The sequence below is a fragment of the Streptomyces sp. NPDC054841 genome, from assembly GCF_053611045.1.
In genome coordinates this window covers 1-10982 of the sequence record NZ_JBSGZO010000295.1, presented here as the reverse complement: position 1 = coordinate 10982, position 10982 = coordinate 1, and the positions used below count along the sequence as shown (strand labels likewise).

Genomic DNA, 10982 nt, shown 5'->3' with positions numbered 1-10982 from the left:
GCTTACTGGTCAGTAATCTGATCGGCCGTGACCAACAGACTCCCTTCATCACCGAGCCGCCGCACGGTCGTCAAGGCCGCTGCCGCCACGGCTGTTGCCGCACCCGTTCTCGCGGGTGCCACCGCCGCCTCTGCCGTCGAGCAGGGCCCGGCCTTCCTCCACGGAATCGCCTCCGGCGACCCGCTCCCCGACGGCGTACTGCTGTGGACCCGTGTCACCCCGGCACCGGACGCCCTGCCCGGCTCGGGCAAGGGCCCCGACACGGAGGTGAGCTGGGAGGTCGCGGAGGACAAGGGCTTCTCGAACGTCGTCGCCCGCGGGCGGACGACCGCGACCGCCGCCTCCGACCACACCGTCAAGGTGGATGTAAGGGGACTTCGCCAGGCGACCGTTCATTACTTCCGGTTCACCGCCGGCTCGGCGGTCTCGCCCGTCGGCCGTACGCGGACCACCCCGGCCGCCGACGCCGCCGCGCCCGGAGTGCGCTTCGGAGTGGTCTCCTGCGCCAACTGGGAGTCGGGCTACTTCTCGGCGTACCGGCATCTGGCGGCCCGCGCCGACCTGGACGCGATCCTGCATCTCGGCGACTACATCTACGAGTACGAGAGCGGCGGCTACCCGGAGGACAAGTACGTCGTACGGCGGCACGAGCCCAGGCACGAGATCGTCAGCCTCGCCGACTACCGGACCCGGCACGGCAATTACAAGACGGACGCCGACCTTCAGGCGCTGCACGCCGCGCACCCGGTCATCGCGATCTGGGACGACCACGAGATAGCCAACGACAGCTGGTCCGGCGGCGCCGAGAACCACACGCCGGGCACCGAGGGCGACTTCGCGGCGCGCGCCGCGGCGGCTCGGCAGGCGTACTTCGAGTGGATGCCCGTACGCGCCTCGACGGAGGGCACGGTCTACCGCCGGCTGCGCTTCGGCAAGCTGGCCGATCTGCACCTGCTGGACCTGCGCTCGTTCCGTTCGCAGCAGGCGTCGGTGGGCAGCGGCAAGGTCGACGACCCGGAGCGCACGATCACCGGCCGCGCCCAGCTCGACTGGCTGAAGTCGGGCCTGGCGTCCTCGGACGCGGCCTGGAAGCTGGTCGGTACGTCGGTCATGATCTCGCCGGTCGCCTTCGGCTCCGTACCGGCCCATCTGCTGGGCCCGATCGCCGCGCTGCTCGGTCTGCCCAAGGAGGGCCTCGCGATCAACGTGGACCAGTGGGACGGGTACACGGACGACCGCAAGGAGCTGCTGAAGCATCTGACCGACCGCGGGATCAAGAACACGGTCTTCCTCACCGGCGACATCCACATGGCCTGGGCCAATGACGTACCGGTGACGGCGGCGACGTACCCGCTGTCGCGGTCGGCCGCGACCGAGTTCGTGGTGACGTCGGTGACCTCCGACAACCTCGACGACACCCTGCATGTCGCCCCGGGCACGCTCTCGCTGGTGGCGTCCACCGCCCTCAAGGCCGCCAACCGCCATGTGAAGTGGCTCGACATGGACAGCCACGGGTACGGCGTGCTCGACGTGACCGCCGAGCGCTCGCAGATGGACTACTACGTCCTCTCCGACAAGGCGCGGCAGGACGCGACGGCCACCTGGGCGCGCTCGTACCGGACGCTCAACGGAACGCAGAAGGTCGAGCGCGTGAACCAGCCGGTGCACTGAGGGGCGAAATTCAGCCACTCCGTGATCTGTTAACACCTCATCACATCGCCACAACGGGTGGTGTGCTCCGCAGCACCAATGCGGACACACCACCCGTTTCTCTATGCCCATTCGTTACACGCAGATCTCAAACCCCGGACAGGGCTGAAGGATTTCTCCCTGATGCCCTCAATTGCTCAAAGATTGATTGGGCTTGATCAATCCTCAACTACATCTGGCATGCACCCGTAATCTCCCCGCGGTGGCCAAGAAGGCCCCTTCACAACCCCCCGCAAGGAGACATAATGCGTGCCCTTGTCCGTATATCCCCACGTTTGCGTAACCGCGCAATCGGTACGGCAATCATGGCCGGAACCCTGGCCATCGCTCCGCTCTCCGCCCCTACCGGGATCGCCGCCGCCAAGACCCCCGCCGCCTCGTCCGCCAAGGACTGTGCGGAGGACGGCGCGAGCGCCGCCGCCCGCGAGTCCCGGCCGTCCGGTTCCGGCCACGCCCATGAGCCCAACGAGGTCACCGAGGCCAAGGCCAAGGCCATGGACGCGGATCTGAAGAAGAGACTCGGGGCGGCGAGGACGAACGCCCGTGGCCTGTCCGTCGCCGCGTCGACCACCATCCCGGTCTACTTCCACGTCGTCCACGACGGCGCCACCGGCAAGCTCAGCGCCACCGACATCAGCAACCAGATGGCGGTCCTCAACGCGGCCTACAGCGGCCAGGGCACCGGCAACACCGATTCCACCTTCCAGTTCTCGCTGGCCGGCACCGACTACACGGACAACGCGTCCTGGTACAACCTGAGCTCCGGTTCCACCGCCGAGAAGACCATGAAGTCCACCCTCCGCCGGGGCGGCGCCGGCGCGCTGAACGTCTACACCGCCAACCTCGGAGGCGGTCTGCTCGGCTGGGCGACCTTCCCGTCGTCCTACAACTCCAGCCCTTCCATGGACGGTGTGGTGCTGCTCGACACCTCACTGCCCGGCGGCTCGGCGACCAACTACGACGAGGGCGACACCGCCACCCATGAGGTCGGCCACTGGATGGGGCTCTACCACACCTTCCAGGGCGGCTGTAACGGCAACGGCGACTACGTCGCCGACACCCCGGCCGAGAAGAGCGCCGCGTACGCCTGCCCGACCGGTCGCGACACCTGCGTCAACAAGACCGGCGTCGACCCGATCCACAACTTCATGGACTACACCTACGACGCCTGCATGTACCAGTTCACCGCAGGCCAGGTGCAGCGGATGAAGGACAGCTGGACCGCCTACCGAGCGGGCTGACACCGCTCTCCTCCAGGGAGTGCCTTCGAAGTCCCGTCTGCCCGGCGGGCGGACGACGCTCCTTCGAAGACACTCCCTGGCCTGGCGCCATTCATGCGCCGGGGGACGTGACCGACGGGCGGTTCGAGCTGTTCGAGCGGCTCGGCGCTCGTAGGCGCTCGTAGGGCCTACAGCGTCTCCAGGAAGCCGAGCGCCACCCGCCAGGTCTGCTCGGCGGCGTCCTCGTCGTAGTCGGGCAGGTCCGCATCCGTGTAGAGGTGCCCGGCACCCGGGTAGCGGTGGACCTCGACGTCCGCCCCCGCCTTGCCCATCTGCAGGTACCAGGCGGTCAGCCAGTCGTGCGGCTCCATCGGGTCGGGGTCGGCGACATGCAGCTGTACGGGCAGCTCGTCGACCTTCGTGTCCGGCGCGATGTCCGACGTGCCGTGCAGCAGGAGCAGCCCGCGCGCCTTCTCGTCGCCGAGCGCCAGGTTCTGCGCGACGGCCGCACCCAACGAGAAGCCCGCGTAGACGAGTCCACGCTCGGAGTGGGGCGCGGCGGCCACGATCGCCCGCCTCAGGACCTCGTCCAGGCCGATCTCGTTCTTGTAGGCCCTCGCCTCTTCGAGCGTCTCGAACGTCCGGCCGTCGAAGAGGTCGGGCGTCCACACCTCGTGCCCGGCGGCCCGCAGCCGCTCGGCAGCGTCCCGTACCGCGGGGCGCAGACCGAACGTCGAGTGAAAAAGCATGATGTCCATGCGGTCAGGTTACGTTCGAAGACATGGAGAACGTGCTGCGCCCGTTGATCGTTGCCGGCGGCTCGGTCGTGCTCACTCCGGTGGTGGGATGGCTGGTCGATCTGCTGCTCCGCCGGGCCGACGCCCGGCACACCGAGACCCCCCTGTGGGGCCTGCTGCGCCGCTGCCGCGTTCCGCTCCAGGCGGTGCTCGGTACGGCGCTGCTCAGAGGGACGTTCCGGCAGACGGGGATCGGGGTCGTCGAGGAGCACGCGGCGGGCATCGGGCGAATGCTGACGCTCGTGCTCATCGGTGCCTCGGCCTGGCTGGTGGTGCGGATCGCGACGGCCGTCGTCCAGTCCTCCTACAGCCGCTATGCCGCCTCGACCCGCGATCCGGCCCGGGTTCGCCGGGTCCGTACGCAGGTCACGCTGATCCAGCGGGTCGTGACCGCGGTGGTGGGGGTGGTGGCGGTCGCGGCGATGCTGCTGACCTTCCCCGCGATGCGGACGGTCGGCGCGTCCATGCTCGCTTCGGCCGGCGTCCTCGGCATCGTCGCCGGTATCGCGGCACAGTCGACACTGGGCAATCTCTTCGCGGGGCTGCAGATCGCGTTCGGCGACATGGTGCGGATCGGCGACACGGTCGTCGTGGACGGCGAGTGGGGGACGGTCGAGGAGATCACGCTCACTTTCCTCGCCGTACGCACCTGGGACGAGCGCCGGATCACGATGCCGGTCTCGTACTTCACCGGCAAGCCCTTCGAGAACTGGTCGCGCGGCGGGGCCCAGATGACCGGCACGGTCTTCTTCCATCTGGACCACTCCGCGCCCGTGCACGAGATGCGCGAGCGGCTCCACGACGTCCTGCGCGAGTGCCCGGCGTGGGACGGCCGCGACTGGTCGCTCGCGGTCACGGACACCACGGCGAGCACGATGGTGGTACGGGCGGTGGTCACCGCGAAGGACGCGGACGACCTCTGGACGGTGCGGTGCGCGGTGCGGGAGCAGTTGATCGCCTGGCTCTGCGACCACCAGCCGCACGCGCTGCCCCGCATCACGACCTCACAGGCGGCACAGCCGCCCGGCGAGCACCCGGAACCGGAGGAGGATTCCGTCCCGTACCGGCCGTGGCCAGGGACGACAGGCCCTAGTGACCGTGCTCCGCGCCGCCGTTGACCTGGATGACCTGGGCGGTGATGTGACCGGCGGCCGGTGAGGCGAGCCAGCGCAGGGTCTGGGCCACGTCGCCGGGGTGTCCTGCGCGGCCGGTGGAGGTCTCCGCGATGAGTTTCTTGCGGCGCTCCTCGGGGAGTTCGCCCCCGAAGAAGCCAGTCTCCTCGACGAACCCGGGCGCCACCAGGTTCACGGTGATGCCGCGCGGCCCGAGTTGGCGCGCGAGGTCGTACGCGTACGGGTGCAGCGCGGCCTTGGAAGCGGCGTAGGCGCCCGAGCCGGAGCCGCGGTAGGCGGCGATCGAGCTGAGGAACAGGACACGGCCGCCGGGCGTCGCCAGATGGTCCTTGAGGGCCTCGGTGAGCAGTGCGGCCGTGAGGATGTTGAGCCGGAAGTTCACGGTCCAGTCGTGGGCGACGGCCTCCAGCGGGTCCTCGAACTCAGGCTGCTCCTCCAGCCTTCCGTTGCCGCCCGCGCTGTGCACCAGGACATCGACCGTGCCGTACTCACGCTCGGCGAACTCCGCGGCGCGCCTGGCGCCTTGGGGCTCGCTGAGATCGGCGGCGCAGTAGCGGGCGCCGGGGATCCGCGCGGCCGCCCGCGCGAGCACCTTCTCGCGCCGTCCGAGCAGCACCACCTGCTCCCCGTCCGCGGCGAACGCCTCCGCCGCCGCGAACCCGATCCCGGTACCTCCGCCACTGATCACCACGGTGCGCGCCATACCTTGATCCTACGACCGGCACCGCGCTCCGCCGGGCTTCGATCGGCGGACCGCCAGCCGCGTCCCGCGTCCCGCGTCCCCGTACGACGCCGGCCGGCGCCGCGCGGCACGTGCTCGCCGGCCGGTGTCGTACGGGACGCGGCGTCAGCGGAGGCTGCGCACATCCAGGTGGTGCAGAACGCGGTCCACCACCTCCGGGTCGGTGCCCGGCTCGCTGCGGGCGGCGAGGACCTCGTGGCGGGCGGCCGACATCATCTCGCGCTGGATGCGCTGGATCGTGCGCAACCGGGCCACCCGCTGCGCGAACCACTCACGGCGCTCCTCGTCGACGATGTCGGGGCTGATCCGCGCCCCGATGTCGTACGCCGCGCGGTGCAGCCGCTCGGCGGTGTCCTCCGGGAGCTCCTCGACCTCCTCGATCTCCTTCAGCCGGTGCTTCGCCGCCTTGGCCGCGCGCACGGCGAGCTGCCGCTCCAGCGCCTGCTCGGCGTCCGTGTCGGCCCGTACGCCGAGCCGCTTGACCAGCCATGGGAGGGTGAGCCCCTGGGCGACCAGGGTGGTCATGATCACCGCGAAGGCGATGAAGATGATCTCGTCGCGCGCGGGGAACGGCGCCCCGTCGCCGGTTCTGAGCGGAATGGCCAGGGCGAGGGCGACCGAGGCCACGCCCCGCATGCCCGACCACCACATGACCACGGTCTCGCGCCAGCCGACCGGGATCTCCTCGTCGTAGTCCCTGCGTTTGTGGAGCCGCTTCGCGAGCCAGGTGGCGGGCATCAGATACAGGAACCGTACGACCACGACGACGCCGACGACCGCCGCGCCCCACGCCGTCATCTCGGCCCACCGCCCTGCGGCCGTGCCGAAGACGTGCTGGAGTTCGAGACCGATGAGACCGAAGGCGACGCCGGTCACGAGGGTGTCCACGATGTGCCAGAACGTGTTCCCCGCGAGCCGCCCCATCACGTCGTCCGCGTCGACGGCGTTCTCGGCGAGATAGAGCGCGGTGGTCAGGACGGCGAGCACACCGGACCCCAGCAGCTCCTCCGCGAGCACATAGCTCACGTACGGCACGAGCAGGGTGAGCCCGATCTGCAGGGTCGGGTCGCCGAGCAGCCCCATGAGCCGGTTGGAGAGCCAGCCGAGCACCAGGCCCACGACCAGGGCGACCACCGCGGAGAGCACCAGCTCCCCCACCGCCCGGGGCCAGGAGAACGTCCCGCTGACGACTGCCGCGATCGCCACGTGGTAGAGCACGATCGCGGTGACGTCGTTGAAGAGTCCTTCGCCCTCCAGGATCGACACCAGCCTGCGGGGCAGTCCGAGCGATCCGGCGACGGCCGTCGCGGCGACGGGGTCGGGCGGGGCGACGAGCGCGCCGAGGGCGACCGCCGCGGCGAGCGGCAGCCCGGGCACGACGGCGTTCGCCACGGCCGCCACCGCCGCCGTGGTGACGAAAACCAGGGCGACCGCGAGCAGCAGGATGGGCCGGATGTTCGCGGCGAACTGCCGCCAGGAGGTGCGCTGCACGGCGGCGTACAGCAGGGGCGGCAGCAGCAGCGGAAGGATGTATTCGGGCGGCACGCCGACATTGGGCACGAACGGCAACAGTGCGAGCACCACACCGGCGATCGTCATGAGCACCGGCGCCGGCAGCCCCAGCCGCTCCCCGAGCGGCACCGTGACCACGGCCCCCAGCAACAGCACGAACAGCAGGGCCAATTGGTCCACGGGCGCACCTTCGGACGGTCGAAACATCGACGATCAGCCCTGCAAGCCTGCCACGTACTTCCCCTTGACCAGCCCGATCCCCTGCTGTTTTCAGCGGTCGAATTCAGGATCCCGAACAAGCATCGGGTCTCTGTGGTGTCGGATACCTCCCGCTACCGCTGAGGCGGGATGCACCATGCGGGACCTGAGGAGACGTGACGTAGCTCTCGCTGGGGGCGTGGACGGTTGGGGGTGGCTGGGGGCAAGCCCCAGCCCCCGTACAGCCTTCGGCCGTGTCCTCAAGCGCCGGACGGGCTGGGACTGCGGGGCGGAGCCCCGGAGAGCGCAGGCTAGGTCCTGTCCGGGCGATCTTGTCGGGCCCGCGACGCTCCCCCAGAGCTTCGCCTGGGAGGTACCCCCAGCTACGGCACCTCGCTGCGTTGTCGGAGTCGCCCAAGTACGTCCAGTACGAGGGCGATCTCCCCCAGAGCTGCGCCTGGGAGGTGCCCCCACCGCCTTGCGATGCGTCCCCTCGGCCCTCCGGGCCTGGGGAGACCCCATGCATCTGACGCCGCGGCCTGGTCCTCGAAGATCGCCCGGACAGGACCTAGAGCGCGCGCCGCATCGCCCGGTGCGCAATGCCCGCGTCCGGGAACTCCGGGCCGTACGCCTCGTACCCGAGCCGCTCGTAGAAGCCCAGCGCATGCGTCTGCGCATGCAGATCCACCGCGGCGAGACCACGCCCCCGCGCCGCGTCCTCGATCGCGCGGACCAGGGCCACGCCGACGCCGAGGCCGCGGGCCGCCTTGGTCACCGCGAGCCTGCCGAGGGAGCCGACCGACGCGTCGCCGCCGGTCTTGCCCGCCGCGGCCGGGCCGTGCAGCAGCCGGCCCGTGCCCAGCGGACCGTCGGGGCCGACCGCGAGGACGTGAATCGTGTCCGCGTCCGCCGCGTCGTACGCGTCGTACTCGATCTCCTGCGGCACCCGCTGCTCGACGACGAAGACCTCCTTGCGCACCGCGAAGCACGCCTCCAGGTCCGCCGGGTCCACCGCTTCCCGTACGACGAAGCCGCTCACGCGCTCTCCGCCGCGATCCTGTCGAGCGCCGCCTGAAGATCGTCGGGGTACTGGCTCTCGAACTCGACCCACCGGCCGTCCGACGGGTGCTCGAAACCGAGCCGCACCGCGTGCAGCCACTGCCGGGTCAGACCGAGCCGCCGGGCCATCGTCGGGTCGGCGCCGTAGGTCAGATCGCCCACGCACGGGTGGCGGTGGGCTGCCATGTGCACCCGGATCTGGTGCGTACGGCCCGTCTCCAGCTTGATGTCCAGCAGCGAGGCCGCCCGGAACGCCTCCATCAGGTCGTAGTGGGTGACGGACGCCTTGCCCTCGGCGGTCACGGCCCACTTGTAGTCGTGCTGGGGGTGGCGGCCGATGGGCGCGTCGATCGTGCCGCTCAGCGGGTCCGGGTGGCCCTGCACCAGCGCGTGGTAGCGCTTGTCGACCGTACGGTCCCGGAACTGCTGCTTCAGCAGGGTGTACGCCCGCTCCGACTTGGCGACCACCATCAGCCCGGAGGTGCCGACGTCCAGCCGGTGCACGATGCCCTGGCGCTCGGCGGCGCCCGACGTCGAGATCCGGTACCCCGCCGCCGCGAGCCCGCCGATCACGGTCGTGCCGGTCCAGCCGGGGCTCGGGTGGGCGGCCACGCCCACGGGCTTCACGATCACGACGATGTCGTCGTCGTCGTGCACGATCTCCATGCCTTCGACCGGCTCGGCCACGATCTGCACCGGCGCCGGTGCCTGCGGCATCTCGACCTCGAGCCAGGAGCCCCCGCTGACCCGCTCGGACTTTCCTACCACCGAGCCGTCGACCTGGACCTTGCCCGCGGCAGCGAGCTCGGCCGCCTTCGTGCGGGAAAACCCGAACATGCGGGAGATGGCGGCGTCGACGCGCTCGCCCTCCAGACCGTCGGGTACGGGCAGGGTGCGGATGTCGGGAAGGGTGCTCACCCGTCGAGTATGCCTAATGGGACGCGAAGGACGGTAAGCGAGCCCTGATCTTGGTCACCGGCCTTCCGGGCGCGGAGCAAGCCTTTGAGTATGCCCGGACCATCGAGTCCTGTTGACAAGACGAGGTCGGCTCCGCGCCCACCGGCGGACATCGAGACACACGAGACGACGGTGGACCTGCCTCAGCCACCGCAAGATCTCTCTGCCACCGCGGCTTGACGCCTATCCGCGTGGGATGTCTTGTCCGGCCATGAGTCCGGTCCCGGCGGTCAGTCCTTGTGGACGGTCCCGTCGGGGTCCAGGCCCTTGAAGGACAGGATCACGATGAGGAAGCCGCCGCACACGATCGCCGAGTCGGCCAGGTTGAAGACGGCGAAGTGCGCGGGCGCGATGAAGTCGACCACCGCACCCTCGAAGACGCCGGGCGAACGGAAGATCCGGTCGGTGAGATTGCCGAGCGCGCCACCGAGCAGAAGGCCGAGCGCGATGGCCCACGGCAGGCTGTAGAGCTTGCGGGCGAGACGCGCGATCACCACGATCACGGCCGTCGCGATGATCGTGAAGATGATGGTGAAGGCCTCGCCGAAACCGAAGGCGGCACCGGGGTTCCGGATCGCTTCGAACTTCAGCAGATCGCCGACGACCTTGATCGGCTCATGGTGCTCCAGCTTCGCCACCACGATCATCTTGCTGCCGAGGTCCAGCAGATAGGCCATGACGGCCACCGTGAACAGCGCGAAGATCCGGCGCCTGCCCTTGGGCTGCTCGGCAGAAGCCGCAGCCTCGTCGTCGTCAACATCCGGCGTACCGATGATGCGCTCCGCCTCTGCCACGTGAGTCCCTCAAACTAGGTGCCTGACTGATCACGAGGGTACGGCACACGCGTACGGACTCCGCTCCGAGTACGGCACCGAGTCCGCTCCGTGTACGGACCACGGAACGGCCCCGTACGGACCGGGGCGACGGACCGGGGCGACGGCCCGGGGCACGCACTGGCGCACGGACCAGGGTGCGGCCCCGTGGGCGGACCCGTGTGCGGATTCAGCCGCGCCGCTCCTGCTTCTGCTTGTCCTCCACGCACAGGGTCGCCCGCGGGAACGCCTGCATCCGCGCCTTTCCGATCGGCTTTCCGCAGATCTCGCAGAGGCCGTACGTCCCGGTGTCCAGGCGGTGCAACGCCCGCTCGCTCTGTTCGAGCATCTCGCGGGCGTTGGCGGCGAGCGCCATCTCGTGCTCCCGCGTGATGTTCTTGGTGCCGGTGTCGGCCTGGTCGTCGCCCGCGCCGTCCCCGGAGTCCCGCATCAGCCCGGTCAGCGACTCCTCGGAGTGGCTGATCTCGGCCTGCAGACGGGCCATCTCGCTCTCCAGCTCGGCGCGCGCCGCGGCGACCTCTTCAGGGGTCCAGGGGTCCTCGCCCGGCCGTACCGCGAGCTCTCCCGGTGCGGCGGCGCCACGGGACGGGGGCACCGCCGAAGCGGCGTCCTTCGTGGCCGTACTGGTCCCGCCCGCGCTCTTCTTGGCTGCCACCGTCCTGGCTCCCGTCTGCTCCGCGGCCTCTGCCGCCTCCTTGGCCGCCGTGGCGGCCTTCCTGGCGCCTGCCTTCGCAGCCGCCTTCCTGCCCGGCGCCTTCGCGGCCGCCGCTGTGGAGGACGCCGTCGAGCGCCCCGCCGCCTCCTTCCGGGCTGCGGCCTTC

The 10982-nt window shown here is 70.2% G+C and carries 10 protein-coding genes; 3 read left to right on the top strand and 7 right to left on the bottom strand.

Annotated features, from left to right (window positions below; genetic code table 11):
* Nucleotides 1-27 precede the first annotated feature (27 nt).
* Nucleotides 28-1671 carry an alkaline phosphatase D family protein gene (locus ACWGI8_RS30110; protein WP_453665658.1) on the top strand — a complete coding sequence of 548 codons (1644 nt, stop codon included), beginning with the start codon at nt 28-30 and terminating at the stop codon, nt 1669-1671.
* A 284-nt stretch (nt 1672-1955) separates the two neighbouring features.
* Entirely contained in the window at nt 1956-2951 is a 996-nt protein-coding gene (locus ACWGI8_RS30105) for a zinc metalloprotease (RefSeq protein WP_453665656.1), read from the top strand.
* 167 nt (nt 2952-3118) lie between these two features.
* On the opposite strand, the gene ACWGI8_RS30100 is transcribed toward ACWGI8_RS30105, so the two are convergent.
* On the bottom strand, nt 3119-3688 hold the full coding sequence (locus tag ACWGI8_RS30100) for a dienelactone hydrolase family protein (protein ID WP_453665655.1): 570 nt from the start codon (nt 3686-3688) through the stop codon (nt 3119-3121).
* A 23-nt stretch (nt 3689-3711) separates the two neighbouring features.
* Between ACWGI8_RS30100 and ACWGI8_RS30095 the strand changes: the two genes are divergently transcribed.
* A complete protein-coding gene (locus ACWGI8_RS30095; RefSeq protein ID WP_453665653.1) occupies nt 3712-4845 on the top strand; it encodes a mechanosensitive ion channel family protein in 1134 nt (377 codons plus the stop codon).
* Here ACWGI8_RS30095 and ACWGI8_RS30090 read toward each other — a convergent pair.
* The 6 genes from ACWGI8_RS30090 to ACWGI8_RS30065 form a co-directional block, all read right to left on the bottom strand.
* On the bottom strand, nt 4817-5563 hold the full coding sequence (locus ACWGI8_RS30090; protein WP_453665651.1) for an SDR family NAD(P)-dependent oxidoreductase: 747 nt from the start codon (nt 5561-5563) through the stop codon (nt 4817-4819). The genes ACWGI8_RS30095 and ACWGI8_RS30090 overlap by 29 nt on opposite strands.
* A gap of 144 nt (nt 5564-5707) precedes the next feature.
* Nucleotides 5708-7294 (bottom strand): Na+/H+ antiporter, encoded by a 1587-nt coding sequence (locus ACWGI8_RS30085; RefSeq protein ID WP_453665649.1) that lies wholly within the window; start codon nt 7292-7294, stop codon nt 5708-5710.
* Between the two features lie 586 nt (nt 7295-7880).
* A complete protein-coding gene (locus ACWGI8_RS30080) occupies nt 7881-8351 on the bottom strand; it encodes a GNAT family N-acetyltransferase (protein ID WP_453665648.1) in 471 nt (156 codons plus the stop codon).
* The gene (locus tag ACWGI8_RS30075; RefSeq protein WP_453665646.1) at nt 8348-9289 is read right to left on the bottom strand and encodes an RluA family pseudouridine synthase; all 942 of its coding nucleotides are present in this window, start codon (nt 9287-9289) and stop codon (nt 8348-8350) included. The genes ACWGI8_RS30080 and ACWGI8_RS30075 overlap by 4 nt, the downstream gene beginning before the upstream one ends.
* Before the next feature lie 269 nt (nt 9290-9558).
* Complete coding sequence (gene lspA / locus ACWGI8_RS30070) at nt 9559-10122, bottom strand: signal peptidase II (RefSeq protein ID WP_453665645.1); 564 nt, start codon at nt 10120-10122, stop codon at nt 9559-9561.
* 208 nt (nt 10123-10330) lie between these two features.
* Nucleotides 10331-10982: TraR/DksA family transcriptional regulator (locus tag ACWGI8_RS30065; protein WP_453665644.1), on the bottom strand; the 652-nt coding region annotated here is incomplete at its 5' end.

Coding starts and splice junctions, on each gene's coding strand:
- ACWGI8_RS30095 (WP_453665653.1), top strand. CDS start 3,712: ATGGAGAACGTGCTGCGCCCGTTGATCGTTGCCGGCGGCTCGGTCGTG.
- ACWGI8_RS30105 (WP_453665656.1), top strand. CDS start 1,956: ATGCGTGCCCTTGTCCGTATATCCCCACGTTTGCGTAACCGCGCAATC.
- ACWGI8_RS30090 (WP_453665651.1), bottom strand. CDS start 5,563: ATGGCGCGCACCGTGGTGATCAGTGGCGGAGGTACCGGGATCGGGTTC.
- ACWGI8_RS30100 (WP_453665655.1), bottom strand. CDS start 3,688: ATGGACATCATGCTTTTTCACTCGACGTTCGGTCTGCGCCCCGCGGTA.